This window comes from Marinobacter alexandrii (genome assembly GCF_005871205.1).
Classification (GTDB): domain Bacteria; phylum Pseudomonadota; class Gammaproteobacteria; order Pseudomonadales; family Oleiphilaceae; genus Marinobacter; species Marinobacter alexandrii.
Genome location: NZ_SWKM01000011.1, coordinates 1160744 through 1183552, shown reverse-complemented (window position 1 = coordinate 1183552; position 22809 = coordinate 1160744). Strand labels below are relative to the sequence as shown.

The following is a 22809-nucleotide window of genomic DNA, read 5'->3' as shown; positions in this document are numbered from 1 at the left end:
GGGTAAGTCCTGTTAACCTTTTCCGGTCTCTGGGTTTACGGATGAAACAGATGATAAAGGGCCTGAACTGGCTGTCAACCTTAATGGAACTAAAGGTTAACAGTGATCAATCTGCAGGTGTCTGCGTAGCTTGCCTTCACCCCAAAGCAATCAATGGCTTATGCGAGGCGTGCCGGTGTGACCTTCCGATCAACCGTTGGTCGTGCAAGGCCTGCGCACTGCCCCTACCATGGGCGGCCGATAACCACCTGTGCGGACAGTGCCTGACCGATCCCCCAGCTTTTTCCCGCGCGGTGATTCCCTGGCGTTACCAGTTTCCGGTCGACAGCATGATTGGCCGCTACAAGTACAACCGCCAACGCAAGTTTGCCCGCCCCCTGATTGCCGGCCTGGGACAACAACTGGAAACCCAGCTTGCCGCTGGCTATCTACCCCTGCCCGATCTACTGGTACCGGCGCCCATGCATCCGCAACGCCGGCGCAGTCGTGGCTTCAATCAAGCTCAGGAGATTGCCGAGGAACTTGGCAAAAGGCTTAGGATGCCCGTTGCCAGCGGCCTGATCCGCCGAACACGGAAGGCGCGCAGCCAACGGGAACTGAATCGAGACGAGCGACTGAAAAATCTGCGAGGTCTTTTTCAGCTTGACGGAAAGGTGCCGCTGCGCGTCGCCATTGTGGACGATGTGGTTACCACCGGCGCAACGGCCCGAACACTGGCAGAGTTGCTGGAGCAACACGGCGCCCGGGACATTCAGATCTGGGCGTTAGCCAGGACGCCCGGCTAGGCCAGCTTGGCGGCCACCAGGTCCGCGATAGCCAGACACGAGGTCAGGCCCGGGGATTCAATCCCGAACAGATTAACAACGCCGCCAACACCATGCTGTTCCGGACCATCAATCCTGAAGTCTGCAAAGCCGCCGTCCGGGCCCGCAAGTTTGGGTCTGATACCGGCATAGGCCGGTTGCAGCCGGGTCTCATCGAGGCTCGGCCACCAGGCCTTGATGCCGCGAACGAAGGGCTCCAGACGGGACAGGCTGACGCTGTAATCCTCGGCCTCAACCCACTCCACATCCGGACCGAAACGGGCCTGACCCGCCAGATCCAGGGTCAGGTGAATACCCAACCCGCCAGGTTCTGGCACCGGATAAATCAGGCTGTCAAATGGAGGCCGACCGCTGTAGCTGAAATACACACCACGAGCCAACCACTGGCGCGGCTTCTGGTCCGCCGGCAACCCTTGCCAGCGACCCGCCAGGTCCGGCGCTCCCAGGCCTGCGGCGTTAACCACGTTTTGGGCTTCCAGGATACAGGGGGCATCCCCTGCCACGATCAAGCGGTGACGACCCTGCTCGGTAGTCACCGACTCCACGGGCGCCCGCAACACCAATTGCCCGCCGGCACGTTCAAGATCGCCCAGCAGGGACAGCATCAGGGCGTGACTGTCGACAATACCGGTCTCTGGCGACCATAGCCCGGAAACCACTGTCAATTCCGGGCAGCGTGCGGCCAGCTCGGCCCCGCTCACCGGTTTCAGGCTGACACCGTTGCGGGCGGCTCCTTGCCGGATATCGTCCAGCCTGGCCGCTTGCTGCTCAGAGGTTGCAACAATCCACTTGCCGCATTTGCGATAGCCGACAGCCTGGCGCTCACAGTACTCATACAACTGCCGACGACCATCGACACAGAGCCGCGCCTTCAGGCTGTTCTCCGGGTAATAGATACCAGCGTGAATCACCTCGCTGTTACGGGACGAGACGCCTTCGCCAAAATGGCTGCCCGATTCGAGCACGATCACCTCGTGCCCCTTCCGAGCCAGCGCCCGGGCAACCGCAAGACCGACCACACCCGCACCAATCACCACCGTTTGCGCTTCGAGACACTCCTGCGACACCTGACACTTCTCCCGGGTTCAGACCATGAATCCGGCAAGCATAACCGATTGCACTGTGGTCGCCGAAATGGTTCCCGAAAAGGTTGCCGAAATTGACACCGGCAGGCCGGTCACTTTGCTTACGCAGGAACTCATACAGGTTATACTGAGGCACAGAACAGAGCGGATGGAGCCCAGCGAAGATGTCTGACAGGAAGCAGTTTGTTGTGGTGATGTTGGTTGCCGCCCTATTTGTAGGGTGGCTGGGTTGGCGCGGGTTCGAGGTTATCAGCCTGAACGACCTGCTGAAGAATGATGACAGTGTTGCCAGTTACCCCTATCAGCACCGGGTACTGCGAATCGAAGGCGATACCGCCATCATGAGTTCGTTGCACTCTCACACCACCTCCACGCAGCAAGCTTTGGCGGCGATTTTTCCAGCCATGCGCAACCTGAATGACAGCCACCGGGGCTGGCGCAAAGCCGAGCGTGAACTCGCTCATATCCAGGCCCGGGCAGGTAACGTCATCTTCAGCGCTTCCGGGATCAGCCGGGTGCGCTGGGAGCTGGACGAAAACTGGTACCACCTGCAGGCAATGAAATCCAACTACGACACAGGTCTCTGACATTTCTCTATGATCCATGACTCCGCAACGGCCACATCAGCCCATCCGTACGATGCGCTGACACCCGACACCATCCTGGACGCCATGGAAGAGGCCGGATTCGCAGTCAGTGGACGACTGTTTGCATTGAACAGCTACGAAAACCGGGTTTACCAGGTCGGTCTCGACGAAGGCGCCCCGGTGATCGCCAAATTCTACCGGCCCGGCCGCTGGTCCGAAGCGGCCATTCGGGAAGAGCACGCCATCACCCTGGAATACCTGGAAGCAGACATCCCAGTCGTCGCACCTCTGGCTATGCCCTCTGGAGACACCCTCGGCCAACATGGCGAATTCCTGTTCGCGGTGTTTCCACAACGGGGCGGCCAGGCGCCCGATGTCAGTGTGACCGACACCCTGTACCGACTCGGCCAATGGCTGGGCCAGATGCACAACGTCGGCGCGCGCCAGCCCTTCAAGCACCGCCCTGAAATTTCGCTGATCGACGGCATTGAGCGTCACAATCAGCTGTTGCTGGACGGCGGCTGGATTCCCGATGATCTTCGCCCGGCCTGGGACAGCCTGATTCCTGACCTGATTCGTGCCTGCGGTGCCCGAATCGACGAAGCCGGTCCGGTCGATACGCTGCGGCTGCACGGCGACTGCCACGCCGGCAACATCCTGTGTCGGGAAGAACAAATGCTGTTTGTCGACCTTGATGACTGTCGCACCGGGCCTGCCATCCAGGACATGTGGCTACTGCTGAACGGCGAGGATTCCGAGCGCGGCGCCCAGCTGGGCGAATTGCTGGAAGGCTATGAGATGTTCCGGGACTTCAATCGCCGTGAGCGCCACCTGATTGAGCCCCTGCGATGCTACCGCCAGATCAGCCACTGCGCCTGGCTGGCGAAACGCTGGGATGACCCGGCGTTCCCCCGCTTCTTCCCCTGGTTTGGCCAACCCAGATTCTGGTCAGACCAAGTGCTGTCACTCAGGGAACAACTCGCGGCCCTGCAATCGCCGTCGATTTCACTTCCCGGCCAGTACTGAACCTTTCATTTACACCACAGACATGAGGTTGGCATGAGCCAGAACGAGGCCCGTTACACCGTTCGCAGTTTAATCCTCACCGCGGTCGTCGCCGTGATCGCCACTGTGATGGTGCTGGAGAGTAGCGGCCGGATTGATCATTCCGACAATAAAGACCACGTACCAGTGGGTGATTTCCAGGCCATCAACATCAAACCGGAAGAGCCGTTCCGGATGTCGCCGAAGGCCTCGGAACTGCACGCCGTGTGTGACAACGGTTTCCTGGCCATCGCCGCCGATGTCGATCCGTCGTTCCGGGGCATACTCGTTGACTACAAGAACCGCGGCGTAAGGTGCAGCCGGCCAGCGCCCACCGCTGCGCCAGTGCCAGACACCGACAAGGCTCCTGCTACCCCGGACAACGCCGGTTCCGAACAGGGCAAGGTGAACGACGATGAGTAAGCCAGGCCAGCCACCGAAGCAGGAAACCGACCGGCTGTTCGCCACTGAACGTCGCCCTGAGGATTTCCGGTTCGACGCCTCTGTCGCCCGGGTCTTCCCGGATATGATCCGACGCTCAGTACCCGGCTACACCACCATCATCCCGATGATCGAGGTGATCACCGAGCAGTACGTTCAGGCGGGCTCCCAATGCTACGATCTCGGCTGCTCGCTGGGCGCCTCGACCCTCGCCATGCGCCACGGCATCGCCCATTCGGACTGCACCCTGGTCGGGGTCGACAACTCCGAGGCGATGATTGAGCGTTGTGAGCATTATATTGCGCTTGATGACAGTGAGTTGCCGGTAACACTGAGGTGCGAGGACATTCTCGACACCGAGCTCAGCGATGCCTCGGTCACGACGCTCAACTTCACCCTGCAGTTTGTTCCACCGGACCAACGCACCGACCTACTGACACGGATCGCGCAAGCGACCCGGCCCGGCGGAGTGCTGATCCTGTCCGAGAAGATCGGCTTTGATTCCGACCAGGAACAGGACATCCAGACCCGCCTGCACCATGAATTCAAACGTGCGAACGGTTACTCCGATCTGGAGATCAGCCAGAAACGCTCGGCCATTGAGCAGGTGCTAATTCCTGAGACCCTGGCCACCCACAAAGAACGGCTGCTGGCGGCCGGCTTCGATCAGGTGCTGGTCTGGTACCAGTGCTTTAATTTTGTGTCCATGCTCGCGATCAAGAGCCACTGACACCCATCAACACCATTTCATCTAGAGACCCATGGCGACTTTTGACTGGCAGACACATTTCGGACCGTTATTAACCGAGCTGGCGCAAGACGGCCACGACCGATGGGCCGATCGACTGCGCTCGCAACTTACCCAGCGTTTTGATGACAACCCGCACGGCGACCTCGAGCGCTGGCTGGGCGCCTTGAACGGGCTGCCAACTTTGTCGAACGTCGACGCCAGCCTGACCGATTCCGCCATCACCCTGCGCACCGACGATCCTCTGAGCGAGGCGCAGAACCAGCAGCTGGAGTCCGCGCTGCGGGGCCTGATGCCCTGGCGCAAGGGCCCGTTCGACTTCTTCGGCACCTATATCGACACCGAATGGCGCTCGGACTGGAAGTGGGACCGGGTGCAGCCGTATCTGTCAGACCTGAAAGGCCGGCGCATCCTGGATGTGGGCTGTGGATCAGGCTATCACTGCTGGCGCATGCTCGGCGAGGGTGCCCGGAGAGTCATCGGCATAGATCCGGGGTTGCTGTTCATGTTCCAGTTCCTGAGCGTCAAACGCTACCTGGGTGAGGTACCGGTGGATCTCCTGCCGGTCCGCATGGAAGACCTGCCCGAGAACCTGGGTGCGTTCGACACCACTTTTTCCATGGGTGTGCTCTACCATCGCCGATCCCCGCTGGATCATCTTCTGGAACTCAAGGGGACCCTTCGGCGTGGTGGCGAGCTGGTGCTGGAAACCCTGGTGGTGGAAGGGCCCGAAGGCCACAGCCTGATGCCCGAGGACCGCTACGGGCAGATGCGCAACGTCTGGTTCCTGCCCAGTTGCGATACCCTCTTGCGCTGGCTCGACCGGACCGGCTACCGCAATGCCCGCGTGGTGGATGTCACCGACACCACCACCGACGAGCAACGCAGTACCGACTGGATGCGCTTCAACTCGCTAAGGGATTTCCTGGACCCGAACGACCCGTCCAAAACCATCGAGGGCTATCCTGGTCCACGTCGGGCCACGATTATTGCCGAAAAGCCCTAGACGCGGACAGCCGACCCCGGATAAAGACAGGCACAAAAAAGCCGCCAGACAGTTTCCTGTGTGGCGGCTTTTTTTATTCTTGCGGATTACTCACCAAACGGGTGACGCAAGACAATGGTTTCGATCCGATCTGGCCCGGTCGAAATAATATCGATCGGCGCCTCGATCTGCTCCTCAAGGAAGCGGATGTAGGCCTTGGCATTCTCAGGCAGCTGCTCAACGCTGGTCAGCCCCACCGTGCTCTCGCTCCAGCCCGGCAGTTCCGCGTAGACCGGCTCGATGTCGGAGTAGGTACCACAACCGATCGGCGGACGGGTAATTTCGCCCTTCGGCGTCTTGTAGCCGACACACACCTTCACGGTTTCCATGCCGTCCAGAACGTCCAGCTTAGTCAGGCAGATGCCCGACACACTGTTGATCTGAATGGCGTGACGCAGGGCGACCGCGTCGAACCAGCCACAACGGCGCGAACGGCCGGTAGTGGTGCCAATTTCATTGCCCTTTACGGCCAGGTGATGCCCCATATCGCAAAACAGCTCAGTGGGGAACGGACCGGAACCGACGCGGGTGGTGTAGGCTTTGGTAATCCCCAGCACATAATCCAGGAACAGCGGACCAACACCGGAACCGGTGGCGGTACCGCCGGCAGTGGTATTCGAGGAGGTCACGTACGGATAGGTACCGAGGTCGATGTCCAGCAGTGAACCCTGGGCGCCTTCGAACAGGATGTGCTCACCACGCTTACGGAAATCGTGCAGCATGTCGGTGACATCTGCCGCCATCGGAAGGATTTCCTCACCCATTTCCATGAGCTCGGCCAGGGCCGCATCGATATCCTCGGCCTCTTCCTTGAAGTACTCGGTCAATACGAAGTTGTGGTAAGACATGATCTCCCGCAACTTGGCCTCAAAATCCGCAGGATTGAACAGGTCGCCCAGACGAACACCGCGGCGGGACACTTTGTCTTCGTACGCAGGCCCGATACCACGACCAGTGGTACCGATCTTGTCGTTGCCACGGGCACGTTCACGGGCCTGGTCAATACGGACGTGGGTACGCAGGATGATCGGGCAAGCCAGACTGATGCGCAGGCGGTCGCGCACGGCAACGCCGTTGGCTTCCAGCTCACGGACTTCTTTCAACAGTGCTTCCGGTGACAGAACCACGCCGTTACCAATCAGGCAATAAACGTGCTGACGCAGAATACCGGATGGAATCAGGTGCAGGGCAGTCTTCTTGCCGTCAATCACCAGTGTGTGACCGGCGTTGTGGCCACCCTGGAAACGGACGACGGCCGCGACCTTGTCGGTCAGCAGATCAACGATTTTACCCTTGCCTTCGTCACCCCATTGGGTGCCCAGCACAACAACGTTTTTACCCATGATTCTCTCTCAATGCGGCTGCCCCAAGGGACAGGCGTTTCGCAAATTTACCTGTAAATAAGTTCACCAAGGCCCGACGGGCCTCAGCCCAGCTTCTCAACGACCCACTGGCCGCCCTGTTTGACCAGTTTCCGGTCGCAGCCTCTGGCGGCCGGATTTGCATTGGCATCTTCCGGAAGTGCCCGGATCACCGTCTCCGTCAACCGGAGACCGGAGATCACGCCTTCCAGGGCCGGATCCTCGTCAGCGGGCGCCCAGACCGCTCCACTGTTTTTCTGGACCCGCTCGCCAAGAGACACCAGGGCACGGATATCAAGGCTGAATCCGGTTGCCGGACGGGCACGGCCAAAATCGCTGCCAATGGCATCGTAGCGGCCACCCTTGGCCACGGAATCACCGTGGCCCGGTACGTAGGCGGCAAATACCAGCCCGGTGTGATAGTTGTAACCACGCAGTTCGCAGAAATCGAAGCCTACGCTCACCTCGGGGTAATCCCGCGCCAGCATGTCGCAGACCCGGCCCAGTTTATCCAGGGCCGCATCTAGCTCGTCGGATGCGCCCTTAAGAATCCTACGGGCCTGCTCCAGCGCCTCGGGGCCACCGCTGACCCTGGCCAGCTCGCGCAGGCGGGCGCCTGGCGTACCGGCCGGGCAGTCGCCCAGAAGCTGGTTCAGTTCCGGCACCGACTTGCGGGCCATGGCGTCAAAGATGGCGGCTTCGGTATCCCGGCTGAAATCAGCCTCGCCAATCAGACTCTGGTAGATGGACACGTGTGCCAGATCGAGATGAATACGCGGCAGTCCCGCGACCCGGAGAGACTCAAGCATCAGGCTGATCACTTCGAGATCGGCCGACTCGGACTCACTGCCGAACAACTCACAGCCTGCCTGGATCGGAGTCCTGCCGGTGAGCATGTGCTTCGGGCGGGTATGCAGAACATGCCCCGCGTAGCACAGGCGAGTGATTCCCTCATGACCCAAAGTGTGGGCGTCGATGCGAGCCGCCTGTGGCGTCATGTCCGCGCGCACGCCCATCATCCGGCCAGTCAGCTGATCGGTCAGCTTGAAGGTCTGGAGTTCCAGGTCGTGCCCGGTACCGGTAAACAGCGACTCGAGATACTCGATCAGCGGAGGGATTACAAGCTGGTAGCCCCAGCGTTGGCAGGTATCCATTACATCCCGACGCAGGGATTCGATCCGTCCGGCCAGCGGCGGCAGAATGTCCTCTACCCCGTCCGGCAGTAACCAGCGATCAGATACTGTCATGAGATTACGTTGTCCGTCAGACCCGCTCCGGCACAAAAGGCCGTGGGGATTACACAGGATTTAGGGCGAATTCCTCGGCAGGAAAAAACCGGGAACAAAACCGTCAGAATTTTACACGGTTGGCCGACACAAAAAAACCGGAATACCGAGGTATTCCGGTTTTTCGAACTCAGGGTGCCCGACTTCAGCGGCCGCCCTGAGGGTCCTTGAGGAACTTCATGAAGTCACTGTCGGAATCAATGACCATGATGTCGTCCTTACTGGAGAAGGTATTCTGATACGCCTGGAGACTACGGTAGAAACTGTAGAACTCGGCATTCGCACCATAGGCATCGGCGTAGATCGTCGCCGCCTGACCGTCACCCTCACCTCGGGTTTCTTCGGATTCAGCAAAGGCTTCAGCCAGTGTGACCGTGCGCTGACGATCAGCATCGGCACGGATACCTTCAGCCAACTCACGACCGCGAGAGCGGAATTCCTGAGCCAGCTTTTCACGCTCGGTCGCCATCCGACGATAAACGTTTTCACTGACCTGGCCCGGGAATTCGATCGCCTTTACCCGTACGTCGAGAACTTCGATACCAAATTCCTTCACCGACGTCTCATTTACCCGGTCACGCAGGGCGTGCATGAGTTCGTCCCGCTGACCAGACACTACTTCGTGCATAGTGCGGATACCGAACTCGTCCCGCAGGCCGTTGTCCACACGGGACAACAGCAGAGACTGGGCACGGTACTCGTCGCCACCGGTCGCGCGGTAGAACTGGTCGACGTTCAGAATCTTCCATGCGATGTAAGAATCCACATCCAGCGGCTTCTTCTCGATGGTCAGATACTGGCGTGACGGCAGATCCATGGTCAGTACCCGGATATCAAACTCCCGGACCTGATCAATCACCGGCACCTTGAAATGGATACCGGCCTGAATGTCAGTTTCAACCAGTTCGCCGAATCGCAGCATTACACCCCGGTGGGTTTCCGGAATGATGTAAACACTGGACAGTACCAGCAGGACAACAATGAGGGCGCCTGCAAGACCCACTACACCTTTAGGTCCCATGATTATCTGCTCCTCCGAACATTAGTATCCTGTCTGGTACGCAGTTCCTTGATCACCTGATCGGTCAGGTCCTGGATGTCCATCTGGCTGCTACCGCCGCCTGAAGACTGTCCACCGCTGCGTGGCAGCGAGCCCTGAGTCAAGCGATCCAGCGGCAGGTACATCATGTTGCCACTGCTCTTGGTGTCCACCAGGATCTTGCTGCTGTTGGACAGCACGGATTCGAGTGCCTGCAGGTACAAACGGTCACGAGTTACCGTGGGCGCCTGCTGGTACACCGCCAGCAGCTCGAGGAAGCGTGCGGTTTCACCGCGAGCTCGCTCAATCACTTCCTGCTTGTAGGCGTTTGCTTCTTCGATCATGCGCTGAGCCTGACCGCGAGCCTCCGGAACCACCTTGTTACGATAGGTTTCGGCCTCTTCTTTAACACGCTGCTCGTCTTCCCGAGCACGCTGGACCTCACGGAAGGCGTCCTGCACCGCTGGTGGCGGCTGAGTGCTCTCGACGTTAACGCGGACAATTTCCAGACCAGTGCCATACTCGCCCAGGAATCGCTGCAAGCGCTGCTCAACCCGCACGGCCAGTTCGGCCCGGCCTTCAGTCAGCACGTCGTCCAATGAGGAACTGCCCACTTCGTGACGCAGCGCACTGTCGGTCGCAAACGCCAGCGCCTGATTCGAATCCCGAACGTTAAGGACATAAGCCTGTGCGTCCGCTACCCGATACTGGACCTGGAGATCAACGGTGACCAGGTTCTCGTCCTGGGTCAGCATCTGGCCGCTGGATTCTGCGGTGCGGACGTTGGTGACGCGAACCTTGGTGACGTCGTCGATCAATGGGACTTTAAAGCGCAGACCCGGGTTCTCGGTACGGTTGTACTCACCGAATCGCAGAACCACGGCACGCTCCTGCTCGTCCACCGTGTAGAAGGACTGGAAGACCACGTAACCAACCACCAAAATGCTGGCCAACGCGATAATGGCACCAAAGCCACCGGCGCTGCCGCCAGTGCTGCCACCGCTTCCGCCAGACTTCTTGCCTTTGCCGCCCAGCATACGATTCAGCTTGTCGAGACCCTTTTTCAGCGCCTCGTCGAGGTCTGGCGGCCCCTGATCATCGCCGCGACGACCACCGGTACCCCAGGGGTCGTTGTCGTTGCGGTTTCCACCCGGTTCGTTCCAGGCCATAGTGCTCTCCGTTCCTGACTTGTAGAATGGCTGCAAATACTAGGGATTTATCGTCGTCCCGGCAATAGCTTACCCTGTTTCAGGCGTGACCATCGTCAAGACGAACCGATTCTTCGTTCATACCGGCACGGCTCAGTAGTTGCAACCAGTCCCGATTCTGCAATCGCACCTCAAGCACGGCATCACCGCTCTCCCGATGCGTTTCACTCAACACGGACCCGGCTTCATGCAGCAGAGCCCGTAATTTTCCGTCGGTTGGACCGAGCAGCACGAAATGATGCACCACATCTTCGGCCAAACGCTCTACGATGGCATCGTACAAGCCGCCCAGACCTTCTCCGGTAACGGCGGAAACCCACGCCCGCACCGGCACTCCATCCTCATTCCGTTCAACCCGGGGGGTAAAGTTCTCAAGCATATCAATTTTATTGAACACCTGGAGCACCGGAATCTCGTCCGCGCCAATTTCCGCCAGCACCTCTTCCACCTGCTCGATGTTCTCATCGCGGCGGCTGTCAAAGCAGTCAATGATATGCAGCAGCAGGGTCGCTTCCGTGGTTTCTTCCAGCGTGGCCCGAAACGCCTCAACCAGCTTGTGCGGCAGATGGCGGATGAAGCCTACGGTGTCCGCCATCACCACAGCGCCGATGTCGGGCAACTCCAGCCGACGCAGCGTCGGATCCAGGGTTGCGAACAACTGATCAGCAGCATATACGCTGGATGTTGTGATTCGGTTGAACAGCGTGGACTTGCCGGCGTTGGTGTAGCCAACCAGGGAAACCGTCGGAATGTCAGCGCGGGTTCGAGCGCGACGGCCCTGATTACGCTGCCGGCGAACCTTTTCCAGACGCTTGTGGATCGACTTGATGCGTTCACGCAGCAGCCGTCGGTCAGTTTCAAGCTGGGTCTCACCCGGCCCTCTAAGCCCGATACCACCTTTCTGGCGCTCAAGGTGGGTCCAGCCCCGTACCAGCCGGGTCGACATGTGCTCCAGCTGGGCCAGCTCAACCTGCAGCTTGCCTTCGTGGGTTCGCGCCCGCTGGGCAAAAATATCCAGAATAACGCCGGTGCGGTCCAGTACCCGACACTTCAGGTCCCGCTCAATATTGCGCTCCTGGCTTGGGCTCAGGGCGTGATTGAAGAGCACGACGTCGGCGCCGTTGGCACTGATGGCGTCACGAATTTCTTCCAGCTTACCCTCACCGACGAACAGGCGGGGACTGGGTTGTTTGCGTGAGCCATTGATCGTGGCAACAGGCTCAACGCCGGCCGAGGTAACCAGTTCCCGAAACTCACCGAGATCTTCGGCATCTTCATAGGAGGTGAAATCAATGTGGACGAGAATCGCCCGCTCACCAACATCCGGACGCTCAAACAAGTAGTGTCAACTCCGAAACGGTAGAATGGCTTACTTCTAAAAAACAAACACCCGCGCCCTCAAAACCCTGGAGTTCTTCAGCAACGCGGGTGATACCACCGGCAAACCGGGCAAATCAGTCTTCCAACTCACCTTCACCGGCCGGGTTCTGCTGCGGAATGCGAACATTGCGGGCAGGTACCACAGTAGAGATAGCGTGCTTGTAGACCATCTGGCTGACAGTATTTTTCAGCAGAATCACGAACTGGTCGAATGATTCAATCTGGCCCTGCAGTTTGATGCCGTTAACCAGAAAGATAGAAACCGGGATGCGCTCTTTGCGCAAGGCATTAAGGTAAGGGTCTTGTAACGAGTGCCCTTTTGACATGTGTGTTCTCCTGTTTTTAGTAAATGCAGATCGTCAATTTTCAGAGTTAAATGTGGTGCGAAGTATGATTTTTTTCAAGGCAGCGCCAGTGATATCTTTTTCTTCACTCTGCAGCCAGTCCACATCAGACCACTTTCGCAACCAGGTTAACTGTCGTTTCGCCAACTGGCGCGTCGCAGCGACTCCCTTGCTGACAAACGCGTCGTACTCGTCTTCACCGGACAAATAGGCCCAGGCCTGACGATAACCGACACAGCGCATGGAAGGGAGATCAGGGTGCAAATCACCCCGGTTCATCAGCGCACGTACTTCATCGAGGAAACCGGCATCCAGCATGCTCAAAAAGCGCTGATGGATCCTCTCGTGAAGCGTCCGCCGCTCGGACGGCGCCACGGCAAGCTGAGCTACAGTATACGGAAGGGAACCCCCTTCGTCTGCCTGCCATTGGGTGAAATAGGTGTAATCCTCCACTGCACCGCCTTGCTTTTGGGGCGAACTTCTACTCTCTGCCTCCCAGAACGACGAGATCGGCTTCCCAGTCAGCCGGATTACCTCCAGCGCCCGCAATAAACGCTGACGATTATTGGGATGAATCAGCCTGGCGGCCACAGCATCCTGCTCCTGCAACTCCTGATGCAGCGCCTGCCAGCCCCGCTGCTCAGCCTCCTGCTCCAGTGCACGCCGCAACTCCGGGCTGGCGGCCGGCAGCCCGGACATGCCATGGATCAGTGCCTTGAAGTACATCATGGTGCCGCCGACCAGCAACGGAATTCGGCCAGCCTCGGTAATCCTGGCCATTTCAGCCAGCGCATCGGTCCGGAAATCTGCGGCCGAGTAGGTGTCGGCGGGGTCGCAAATATCGATCAGCCGGTGGGGGGCTTGCGCCAGTTCGTCTGCGGAAGGCTTGGCAGTGCCGATATTCATGCCCCGGTAAATCATCGCCGAGTCGACGCTGATAATGTCGCAGGGCAGGCGCTTGCACAGCTCAATGGCCAAATCGGTCTTGCCCGAAGCCGTCGGCCCCATCAGGAAAATGGCCGGCGGCTTTTCGACGGCGTCAGTCGTTGGCACGGTCATGGCTGATCAGCGCCCCCGCAGGAACAGCTTGTCCAGCTCCGACAAAGTGACCAGGGTCCAGGTCGGACGACCGTGGTTGCACTGGCCACTGCGCTCTGTCGCTTCCATGTCACGCAGGAGTGAATTCATTTCCGGAATCGTCAACTGGCGATTAGCCCGCACCGAACCATGGCATGCCATGGTTCCCAACAACTCGTGGGTGACCGCCTCGACCCGATCGCTCTGACCGTGCTCGATCAGGTCGGCCAGGACATCCCGGACCAGCTGCTCACTGTCGGCGCCTCGCAAAAGTGCCGGCACCTGCCTGACGGCCAGGGTTTCGGGACCAATGCGCTCGATCTGCAAACCGAGCTGACGCAAGTCATCGCCGTGGGTTTCGGTCAGCGCGGCCTCTTTCTGGCTCACCGCCATGGACAGCGGCACCAAAAGAGGCTGACTCTTGAGATCCTGTTCCGCCAGGGCGCGCTTCATGCGCTCGTAAGTAATGCGTTCGTGCGCCGCGTGCATATCCACGACAATCATGCCAGCACGCCCTTGCGCCAGGATGTAGATGCCGTGCAACTGGGCTATGGCATAACCCAGTGGCGGTTCTGCATCGCCGTCCATGGGCGGTGTGGGAATCGCCTCAGATCCACCGACCGGTGCCGCCGAACTTCCGGATTCGACGCCACCACCGGCGTTCAGGGAATTGTAAAACGCCATCTGATCGCTGGCGTGCCACTCCTGCTGGGGCTGGGGGTTTGACTGGCCTTGTGAATGGGCTTGTGAAAAGGACTGCCCGGGATACGGGTAGCCCTGACCACTACCTTGAGGCATGCCCGGCGACGGCGCGGCCTGGAAACCAGTCGGCTGGCCCGACCAGGCCTGCGTCGAGGGATCAGGATGTCCAGCCACGCCGGGCGACGCCTGAGCATTCTCGCGGCCAAAGGACTGGGCCACGGCGCCCCGCAGGTGATCGTCCGGACGGACATCCGCCAGCGCCTTGTGCAGGGTGCGGAAGATGAAATCGTGCACCAGCCGACCATCCCGAAAACGGACTTCGTGCTTGGTTGGGTGGACATTCACATCCACCGTCGCAGGATCCACTTCCAGGTACAGCACAAAGGCCGGATGACGATTGTTGTACAACACATCCCGATAGGCCTGGCGAACAGCATGGGCTACCAGGCGATCCCGGATAACCCGGCCGTTGACGAAGAAGTACTGCAGGTCTGCCTGGCTGCGGGAGAACGTTGGCAGTGCCACCCAGCCCCACAACCTCAGGCCAGTGGCTTCGGCATCGATGAGCACGGCGTTGTCGATGAACTGCTGCCCACACAAGGCACCGATGCGACGCTCCTTGTCGAGCGGCGATTCTGCCGGACGCAGGCTCTGCACCACGCGCTGGTTATGGCGCAGCGTGAAGCCGGCATCGAAGCGGCTGAGCGCCTGGCGGCGGACGCACTCTTCAACGTGGTTAAATTCGGTTTTTTCCGTGCGCAGGAATTTCCGGCGGGCCGGCGTATTGAAGAACAGATCACGCACTTCCACGGTGGTGCCCACCGGGTGCGCCGCTGGTGAAATGCGGGCATCCATGTCGCGCCCCTCCACCTCAACCCGGGAGGCCGCCTCCTGGGCTGCGGTGCGCGAGGTCAGGGTAAGGCGGGAAACGGAACTGATACTGGCCAGGGCTTCACCCCGGAAACCCAGGGAGGCCACGGCTTCCAGGTCGTCCAGGCTGACAATCTTGCTGGTGGCATGGCGACTGAGCGCCAGCGGCAAATCCTGCTCTTCTATACCGCTGCCGTCATCCCGGACCCGAATCAGTTTGACGCCACCCTGCTCTATCTCCACATCGACCCGGTCGGCACCGGCGTCGAGAGCATTTTCAACCAGTTCTTTTACGACAGACGCGGGGCGCTCCACCACCTCGCCAGCAGCGATCTGGTTCGCGAGCCGCGGCGAGAGCAATTGAATGGGGGGCATGTTTCGGGGAAACCTCTTGATCAGGATGCAGGAATTCGAATGGTCTGCCCTACCATAACACGGTCATCCCGCAAGCCGTTAAACTGCATCAGTTCGCTGACGGTGGTCTGGTTTCTCCGAGCCACGCCCGACAGCGTATCCCCGCGCTGGATCCGGTAATGACTAACGGAACTGCCACCCTGGCGCTGTTGCTTCTGCCACGCCAGCAGAGTGCCCGGCGGTGGCGTCTTGCGGAAATAATCGTCGATTCCTTTCATGATCGCGCTGGACAGACGACTCCGGTACCACTGGGTGGCCAGGTTCTTTTCTTCTGTGGGATTGGAGATGAAGCCGGCTTCAACCAGAATCGACGGGATATCCGGGGATTTCAGCACAACGAAGGCGGCTTGCTCAACGCCAGATTTATGCAGCTTGGCCACGCCGCCCAGCTTGCCCAACACCGAACTACCAACGCCCAGACTGGCGTTGATACTTGCGGTCATGGACAGATCCAGGAGCACCCCAGCGAGCATGTCGTCCCGTCCATCCAGGGACACGCCGCCGGTCAGATCCGACCGGTTTTCGCTCTGTGCCAGCCAGCGCGCGGTTTCACTGGTGGCTCCACGCTGGGACAGCGCAAAGACCGAGGCGCCTTTAGGCTGTGGCGTGCGAAACGCATCGGCGTGCATCGACACAAACAGATCGGCATTGTATTTCCGTGCCAGCAGGGTCCGGTTGCGCAAGCCGATGTAATAATCACCGGTTCGGGTCAGCTTGGCGGTGTAGCCCGGCTTGTCGTTGATCAACTCTGCCAGGGTTTTCGCCATCTTGAGCACCACGTCTTTTTCACGGGTGCCTCTGGGCCCGATGGCGCCAGGATCCTCGCCTCCGTGACCGGCATCAATCACCACAATCACGTCCCGTTTGCCGCCAGATTCCTGGGTCACCGTTGGCTTGGCGGCCTTTTCCAGGCGACTGCCATCCTCGTCTATCAGATCAATCACCAGACGATGACCGTACTGATCGTTGGGCTCAAGCTGAAAGCTCCGGGGCTTGATCTTACTCTTGAGGTCAAGAACCACCCGCAAGTCATTGCCATTGCGGGGTGCGCTTCGAATCCGGCGAATCGGACTGCCGGAGAGATCCAGTTTGCCGAAATCTGCTTTCAGGTTGGTGTTCTTTAAATCAATGACCAGGCGCGACGGGCTTTGCAGTGAAAAAATGTTGTGCGCAACCTGACCCTCGGTATCCAGCACCAGGCGCGTATGATCTGGCGCCGGCCACACCCGCACGCCTTCGACCCGGGTAGCAGCCTGAACGGTCAGGGACAGAGAAAACAGCAACACAGCCGCGATACCTGCCCATACGCTCATTGTTGACCTTACCTTGCTCATACTGCTGTCCTGCTTAACAAACGACACAGCCCGAAAACTTCAGTGACCGGGCCCGATCAGTTCTAATTGGTTCAACAGGGATGCACCCCGCTCCGAACCCGCCCGCAGCACCACCGAACGACCATCACGCTCGCGCTCAAGGTGTATCTCAACGTCCGGTTCGGGCAACAGCCCCTTGCCTCGCTCGGGCCACTCAATCAAGCACAGGTACTGGCCCGAAAAATAATCCCGGATGCCCATGTACTCCAGCTCATCGGGATCGCCGACCCGGTAAAGATCAAAATGATACGCTGGCGGCTGCAAGTCCTCGTAGGGCTCCACCAGGGTATAGGTCGGACTCTTCACCGCGCCCTGATGCCCAAGCCCACGCATAACCCCGCGGCTCAGGGTGGTCTTGCCCATGCCCAGGTCACCGTCTAAAAAGACGATCAAACCTTCACCAGAGGCGACAACGCAACGCGCCAGCTCCTGGCCCAGATGCTCGGTCTCCGATTCGCCTTCCAGAAACAGGCGGCGCTCATTCCCAAAAATGCTCATGGCTCCTCCCGACCCTGTATGTTGAGCGTTTCCGACTCACGCAATACCGCAGGCAAGATGTCGATCACGTCCGTTGGAATCAATCCCATAAAGCCTTTTTCCACCGATGCCCGGTTGGCCGCAGCCAAGTGCACCGACGCCCCCAACGCTGCCGCCTGCCGGGCATTATCGAGCTGCCCGTAAAACGCACCGATGATGCCGGACAAGACGTCCCCCATGCCACCGGTTGCCATACCCGGGTTACTGCCGCTGACAATATCAACAGTTTCCCGGTCAGACGCAATCACCGTACCTGCGCCTTTAAGCAAAACCGTACCGCCATAGATCGACTGGAGCGTGCGCGCTGCAGCCATCCGGTCAGCCTCTACCTCCGGAACCAGGCAACCCAGCAACCTGGCTGCCTCACCCGGGTGCGGGGTCAGAATCTGGTTTTCCGCCGGCACCGCCACCCGCTTTGACAGCAGGTTCAGGGCATCGGCATCAAGTACCTTAGGCTTGCCGCTGTCAAGAACCTGCTCCAGCATCTGCTGAGCCCAGGCGCCCTGCCCCATACCAGGCCCACACACCACCACCGAGACCGATTCCAGCAGCGGCGGCAGCTCAGAACCGTGAATCAGGCCATGCGCCATAATTGATGGGCAACGCGCCAGGGCGGCGGTCACATGCTCCGGTCGCGTGGCCAGCGTTACCAGCCCGGCACCTGAGCGGGCCGCAGCCTCAGCCGCCATCAGGCCCGCGCCACCAAACCCCCGGTCACCGGCCACCACCAGAACATGCCCGAAGCGCCCCTTGTGGGCATTCGCCGGCCTTTTGGGCAGCCAGGGCATGGTCGAGGGCCAGTCGAGACGGCATGCCAGCGGTCGCTGCCCGCTCCGGCTGACACCTGTTTCAGTATCAAGCGATTCGAACGCTACTGTGCCGCACACAGCAGAACCCTGTCCGGTGAACAGTCCGCTTTTCAGCCCAATGAAGGTAACCGTCAGATCAGCCCTTACCACGTCGCCTTCGGCAGCTCCGGTAGTCGCATTCAGTCCCGACGGCAGATCGATTGCGAGAATGGGTGCCGACCCATGATTGCACTGGGCAATCAGGCCGGCGAAGGGCTCCCTTGGGACACCCGACACGCCGGTACCCAGCATGGCATCGACCAACACATCAGCCCCTCTGAACAGGGTCTCCCGTGTCTCGGCGGTCAAGGTTGCTAATTCCTGCACCTCGACTCCATCAGCGACGGCTTTCCGCCAGGCTTTGCGAGCATCGCCGGTCAGTTTCTTGGTGGGCGCCACAGCAACACAATGTACGCCGATACCGTGACGCGCAGCATTGGCGGCCACCAGATAGCCGTCTCCGCCGTTGTTGCCAGCGCCACACAGCACCAGAATCGACTTCGCCTCCGGCCACTGCCGGACCAGCCGCCGAAACGCCGAATAGGCCGCACGCTGCATCAAATCGAACCCATCCACGCCCTGCTGGTCAATCACATAGCGGTCAATCTCCCGCACAGCATCGGCGGAAAACAGCGTGTCTGGTAAACTGCCCACCTGGGACGGCGGCATAAGCCTTTGCTCCCGTTACAGAAACCGGTTTAAGAAAATTGGCCAGATACCTGTAAAGCATAGCAAAACGGGCAAAAAGGTCATAACTTAATCAAATTAAAGTTTGGCATACTGATTTTCAATGAGTTGCCGACGTCGCAGCAGGCCCCATGAGCGCAGCACCTGACCAACCAAGCACCACCGAGGATTTTTCCAACCTGGTCACCCGCATCCGGGGCTGGGCGCGGGAACTCGGGTTTGCCGATCTGGGCATCACCCTGCCCGACACCGGCGAACACGGCCAACATCTGCAGGACTGGCTAGCTGAGGGCTATCACGGCGAAATGGAGTACATGGGCTATCACGGCGACAAGCGTTACACGCCTCGCTCGCTTGTGCCCGGAACCGCCAGGGTGATCTCGGTGCGCATGGACTACCTGCCCGCCCCGGACAGCCCAAAACAAGCACTTACTAACCGGGAAGGCGCCTACGTTACGCGCTATGCCCTTGGCCGCGACTATCACAAGCTGATCCGGAAGCGGCTAGCGACCCTGGCAAACTGGATCGACGAAGCACTCAGCGGTTACGAGTATCGCGCCTTTGTGGACAGCGCCCCGGTGCTCGAACGAGCACTTGCCCAGCGTGCAGGCCTGGGCTGGATCGGCAAGAACAACATGCTGATTCACCCGAAAGCGGGCTCGTTTTTCTTTCTGGGCGAGATCTTCACCAGTGCACCACTGCCGGTGGACGCCCCGTTCGAAACCGACCACTGCGGCAGCTGCACAGCCTGCCTAGACCTCTGCCCAACCGACGCCTTCGTAGGCCCACACCAGCTTGATGCCAGGCGCTGCATCAGCTACCTCACCATTGAATTGCGGGGCAGCATTCCGGAAGAACTGAGACCGTTGATGGGTAACAGAGTCTTTGGTTGCGACGATTGCCAGTTGGTCTGTCCGTGGCAGAAATTCAGCAAACCGACGGGGGAGAATGATTTTCAGCCCCGACACGGGCTGGACAACAGCTCTCTGGCCGAGCTGTTTCTCTGGACGGAAGAGCAATTCCTGAAACGGACCGAAGGGTCCGCCATCCGGCGGACAGGTTATCGGGGCTGGCTCCGGAATCTGGCCGTGGGGCTTGGCAACGCGCCTTCGACCATCCCGGTCATCGAGGCCCTGAAACAGCGCGCAGACCATCCGGATGACATGGTCCGCGAACACGTGCAGTGGGCCTTGAAGCAGCACGGCCTATAGTTTGAAGAAGGTATCCCGGTAGTGACGCAGCTCGCTGATGGAGTCGCGAATATCATCCAGGGCCAGGTGGCTGCCCTGTTTCTTCACTCCTGCCAGCACATCAGGCCGCCAGCGCCGCGCCAGTTCCTTGATGGTAGAGACATCCAAATTGCGGTAGTGGAAAAAGCCTTCCAGACGGGGCATGTACTTCACCAGGAACCGGCGATCCTGGCCAATGCTGTTGCCGCACAGGGGCGACTTGCCCGCTTCCAGGTGTTGCTGCAGAAATTCCAGCGTTTGCTGCTCGGCCTGGGCCTCGTCAATGGCACTCTCCTTGACGCGCTTGGTCAGGCCACTGGCACCGTGGGTGTTGGTGCACCATTCGTCCATCGCATCCAGCAGGCTGTCGGGCTGATGCACGGCAATGACCGGGCCCTCTGCCACAACATTCAGCTCCGAATCGGTGATGATGGTGGCCATTTCGATGATCCGTTCCTTTTCCGGATCCAGGCCGGTCATCTCCAGATCAATCCAAACTAAGCGATCGCCTTCTGCCATTATCAGTTCCTAACGTTCAGTGTCTTGGTGGTGGAGTTGGGACATCCCCTGTGTATTGTGGCCGATTAACGTATGATGTAACACCTCACTCCACCGATTACTGGCAACTGATCCTTAATGGCAAAACGGCGACTGAACAAGCAGCAACAATTCCGAATCAAAAAAGTCCAGGAGGAGCGCGCTGCGCGCGCCGCACGGAAGGAGAAAGTGGTTCAGGAACAGGCCGATGCCGGCGAGCTGGGCCAGGAACAGGAAGGGCTGATCATCGCCCACTACGGCCAGCAGCTGGATGTCGAAGGCCTGGAGGGGGAGCACACCGGCAAGGTCATTCGCTGCTTCGTACGCGCCAACATCGACAGCCTTGTCACCGGTGACAAGGTCATCTGGCGGCCCGGGCGCAACGAATCCGGGGTTATCGTAGCCCGCTGTGAGCGCCAGAATCTGCTCCAGCGCCCCGACAACTTTGGTGCCCTGAAGCCAGTCGCCGCCAATATTGATCACATCATTCTGGTGCTGGCTGCGGAGCCCGAACCCCACGACAACCTGATCGACCGGTACCTGGTGGCCTCGGAAATCACCGACATTCCGGCGGTCATCCTGCTCAACAAGACCGATCTCATTACCGACCGCAACCGGAATCACATCGATGCGCTACTGGCGCGCTATGAGGCCTTGGGCTATGAGGTGATTCGCACCTCGGCAGCAGAATCCGGCGACCGGCCGGCACCGGAAGTTGAAGCCCTGGTGAAAAACCAGACCAGCGTATTCGTGGGTCAATCGGGGGTTGGTAAGTCATCGATTATCCAGACCCTGATACCGGACGAGGCAATCCGGGTCGGCGCGGTGTCTGAGAGCACCGGTAAGGGCGTACACACCACCACCACCGCCCGGCTGTTCCATTTGCCTATTGGCGGTGACCTGATTGACTCTCCGGGCATCCGGGAGTTCGGCCTATGGCACATGACACCACAGGAGATCGAGTACGGGTTTCGTGAGATTCGGGATGAGATGGGTCACTGCAAATTCCGGAACTGCCGCCACATGGGCGACCCCGGATGCGCCATCGACGCCGCGGCAGAAGCGGGCCGAATCAGCCCGGAACGCCGGAGAAGCTTTCACAGAATTCTACTGGATATGGCGGAGCAGCAGGCCCGAGGCCTCAAACTGGACTGAACCTGGCAACCCTGCGCCCTACCAGTTCAGCTCGCCGGGTTCTGGCTCTGGCTTTTCCTCCAGCCATTCGCCACTCTCTAGCCGGTCCATAGCCTCCTGTTTATCTTCCTCGGTTGGCTTGGTGAGATCGATCAACGGCTCGTCGCCCTGGCTGGCGCTGTCCTGAATGCCCTGGGCGGCGCGCTTGTTTAGCACGATGATCGAGATCCGGCGGTTGACCGGCGCGGTCGGATCGCTCTTCTCGAACAACACCGAATCACTCAAGCCCACCACCCGGCCAATCTGCTCCTGACCGACACCGCCGGCAACCAGCGCCCGGCGCGCAGTGTTTGCGCGGTCCGCCGAGAGCTCCCAGTTAGTGTAGCCAGGCCGCCCTTTGAACGGCGTGGCATCGGTATGCCCGGTGAGGCTGAGCTTGTTGTCCACCGACCCGAGAGTCTTCGCCAGTTCAAACAGGATGTCCTGGGAATAATACTTCAGCTCGGCACGCCCGCTATCGAACATGGGCCGGCCGGAGCGATCAACAATCTGGATGCGCAAGCCCTCGTCGGTGATGTCGATCAACAACTGGTCCTTGAACTCCTGAAGCGTCTGATTCTGCTCAATACGCTCCTTCAGCTCCTGAAACAACTCCTCCATGCGACGCTGCTCCAGCGTCTCGGAAAGCTGGTCAACCACCTCGTCTTCAATTTGAACGTCGCTGGACTCCACATCCGAACTGGCTTCATTGACCACCGAGGCACTGCCCCCCAGATCCACCGGATTGGGCGAGCCACCGTCTGTAAAGCCGACCGGATCCCGAAAATAGCCCTCGACCGCCTTTATCTGCTCGGGAGAGGCAGTAGCTGTCAGCCAAAGGACCAGAAAGAAGGCCATCATAGCAGTGGCAAAATCAGCAAACGCCACCTTCCACGAACCACCGTGGTGACCACCGGCAACAACCTTCTTGCGCTTGATGATGATCGGTTGTTGTTCCACGAATCAGCTC

General features: G+C 59.6%; 22 protein-coding genes. 8 read left to right on the top strand and 14 right to left on the bottom strand.

Annotated features, from left to right (window positions below; translation table 11 throughout):
• Nucleotides 1-41: 41 nt before the first annotated feature.
• A complete protein-coding gene (locus FCS96_RS05870; protein ID WP_228264022.1) occupies nt 42-785 on the top strand; it encodes a ComF family protein in 744 nt (247 codons plus the stop codon).
• Here the strand turns inward: FCS96_RS05870 and FCS96_RS05865 are convergent.
• A complete protein-coding gene (locus FCS96_RS05865; RefSeq protein ID WP_138439270.1) occupies nt 782-1891 on the bottom strand; it encodes an NAD(P)/FAD-dependent oxidoreductase in 1110 nt (369 codons plus the stop codon). The two genes, FCS96_RS05870 and FCS96_RS05865, sit on opposite strands and share 4 nt — an antisense overlap.
• A 182-nt stretch (nt 1892-2073) precedes the next feature.
• Here FCS96_RS05865 and FCS96_RS05860 point away from each other — a divergent pair, with 182 nt between their 5' ends.
• From FCS96_RS05860 to cmoB, 5 genes are read left to right on the top strand one after another with little or no spacing between them, the layout of a single operon-like run.
• On the top strand, nt 2074-2496 hold the full coding sequence (locus FCS96_RS05860) for a hypothetical protein (protein WP_138439269.1): 423 nt from the start codon (nt 2074-2076) through the stop codon (nt 2494-2496).
• A 9-nt stretch (nt 2497-2505) separates the two neighbouring features.
• On the top strand, nt 2506-3522 hold the full coding sequence (locus tag FCS96_RS05855; protein ID WP_138439268.1) for a serine/threonine protein kinase: 1017 nt from the start codon (nt 2506-2508) through the stop codon (nt 3520-3522).
• Nucleotides 3523-3555: 33 nt separating this feature from the next.
• On the top strand, nt 3556-3963 hold the full coding sequence (locus FCS96_RS05850; RefSeq protein ID WP_228264021.1) for a kinase: 408 nt from the start codon (nt 3556-3558) through the stop codon (nt 3961-3963).
• Nucleotides 3956-4711, top strand: a complete 756-nt coding sequence (gene cmoA / locus FCS96_RS05845; protein WP_138439267.1) for a carboxy-S-adenosyl-L-methionine synthase CmoA — start codon at nt 3956-3958, stop codon at nt 4709-4711. The genes FCS96_RS05850 and cmoA overlap by 8 nt, the downstream gene beginning before the upstream one ends.
• Nucleotides 4712-4742: 31 nt before the next feature.
• Nucleotides 4743-5735: a tRNA 5-methoxyuridine(34)/uridine 5-oxyacetic acid(34) synthase CmoB gene (cmoB, locus tag FCS96_RS05840; protein ID WP_138439266.1), complete on the top strand. Its 993-nt coding sequence runs from the start codon at nt 4743-4745 to the stop codon at nt 5733-5735.
• An 86-nt stretch (nt 5736-5821) separates the two neighbouring features.
• On the opposite strand, the gene FCS96_RS05835 is transcribed toward cmoB, so the two are convergent.
• The 11 genes from FCS96_RS05835 to FCS96_RS05785 form a co-directional block, all read right to left on the bottom strand.
• Complete coding sequence (locus FCS96_RS05835; RefSeq protein ID WP_138439265.1) at nt 5822-7117, bottom strand: adenylosuccinate synthase; 1296 nt, start codon at nt 7115-7117, stop codon at nt 5822-5824.
• 83 nt (nt 7118-7200) lie between these two features.
• Nucleotides 7201-8382, bottom strand: a complete 1182-nt coding sequence (locus FCS96_RS05830; RefSeq protein WP_138439264.1) for an ATP phosphoribosyltransferase regulatory subunit — start codon at nt 8380-8382, stop codon at nt 7201-7203.
• Nucleotides 8383-8566: 184 nt separating this feature from the next.
• Nucleotides 8567-9442, bottom strand: a complete 876-nt coding sequence (gene hflC, locus FCS96_RS05825; RefSeq protein WP_138439263.1) for a protease modulator HflC — start codon at nt 9440-9442, stop codon at nt 8567-8569.
• Between the two features lie 2 nt (nt 9443-9444).
• Nucleotides 9445-10629 carry an FtsH protease activity modulator HflK gene (gene hflK, locus FCS96_RS05820; RefSeq protein WP_138439262.1) on the bottom strand — a complete coding sequence of 395 codons (1185 nt, stop codon included), beginning with the start codon at nt 10627-10629 and terminating at the stop codon, nt 9445-9447.
• Nucleotides 10630-10708: 79 nt separating this feature from the next.
• Nucleotides 10709-12007 (bottom strand): ribosome rescue GTPase HflX, encoded by a 1299-nt coding sequence (gene hflX, locus FCS96_RS05815; protein WP_138439261.1) that lies wholly within the window; start codon nt 12005-12007, stop codon nt 10709-10711.
• 115 nt (nt 12008-12122) lie between these two features.
• Entirely contained in the window at nt 12123-12374 is a 252-nt protein-coding gene (gene hfq, locus FCS96_RS05810; RefSeq protein WP_041340987.1) for an RNA chaperone Hfq, read from the bottom strand.
• A gap of 33 nt (nt 12375-12407) precedes the next feature.
• A complete protein-coding gene (gene miaA, locus FCS96_RS05805; RefSeq protein WP_138439260.1) occupies nt 12408-13451 on the bottom strand; it encodes a tRNA (adenosine(37)-N6)-dimethylallyltransferase MiaA in 1044 nt (347 codons plus the stop codon).
• A gap of 6 nt (nt 13452-13457) precedes the next feature.
• Nucleotides 13458-15416, bottom strand: coding sequence for a DNA mismatch repair endonuclease MutL (gene mutL / locus FCS96_RS05800; protein WP_138439259.1), 1959 nt, complete (start codon nt 15414-15416; stop codon nt 13458-13460).
• A gap of 20 nt (nt 15417-15436) precedes the next feature.
• Nucleotides 15437-16768, bottom strand: a complete 1332-nt coding sequence (locus FCS96_RS05795) for an N-acetylmuramoyl-L-alanine amidase (RefSeq protein WP_138439258.1) — start codon at nt 16766-16768, stop codon at nt 15437-15439.
• Nucleotides 16769-16828: 60 nt separating this feature from the next.
• Complete coding sequence (gene tsaE / locus FCS96_RS05790; RefSeq protein WP_138439257.1) at nt 16829-17326, bottom strand: tRNA (adenosine(37)-N6)-threonylcarbamoyltransferase complex ATPase subunit type 1 TsaE; 498 nt, start codon at nt 17324-17326, stop codon at nt 16829-16831.
• The gene (locus tag FCS96_RS05785) at nt 17323-18882 is read right to left on the bottom strand and encodes an NAD(P)H-hydrate dehydratase (RefSeq protein ID WP_171040676.1); all 1560 of its coding nucleotides are present in this window, start codon (nt 18880-18882) and stop codon (nt 17323-17325) included. The genes tsaE and FCS96_RS05785 overlap by 4 nt, the downstream gene beginning before the upstream one ends.
• A gap of 149 nt (nt 18883-19031) precedes the next feature.
• On the opposite strand from FCS96_RS05785, the gene queG reads away from it, so the two are divergent.
• Nucleotides 19032-20111, top strand: a complete 1080-nt coding sequence (queG, locus tag FCS96_RS05780) for a tRNA epoxyqueuosine(34) reductase QueG (RefSeq protein ID WP_138439256.1) — start codon at nt 19032-19034, stop codon at nt 20109-20111.
• On the opposite strand, the gene orn is transcribed toward queG, so the two are convergent.
• The gene (orn, locus tag FCS96_RS05775; RefSeq protein WP_138439255.1) at nt 20106-20648 is read right to left on the bottom strand and encodes an oligoribonuclease; all 543 of its coding nucleotides are present in this window, start codon (nt 20646-20648) and stop codon (nt 20106-20108) included. The genes queG and orn overlap by 6 nt on opposite strands.
• A gap of 117 nt (nt 20649-20765) precedes the next feature.
• On the opposite strand from orn, the gene rsgA reads away from it, so the two are divergent.
• Nucleotides 20766-21821, top strand: a complete 1056-nt coding sequence (gene rsgA / locus FCS96_RS05770) for a small ribosomal subunit biogenesis GTPase RsgA (RefSeq protein ID WP_138439254.1) — start codon at nt 20766-20768, stop codon at nt 21819-21821.
• Between the two features lie 18 nt (nt 21822-21839).
• Here the strand turns inward: rsgA and motB are convergent, their stop codons facing one another.
• Nucleotides 21840-22799, bottom strand: a complete 960-nt coding sequence (motB, locus tag FCS96_RS05765) for a flagellar motor protein MotB (protein ID WP_138439253.1) — start codon at nt 22797-22799, stop codon at nt 21840-21842.
• Nucleotides 22800-22809 lie beyond the last annotated feature (10 nt).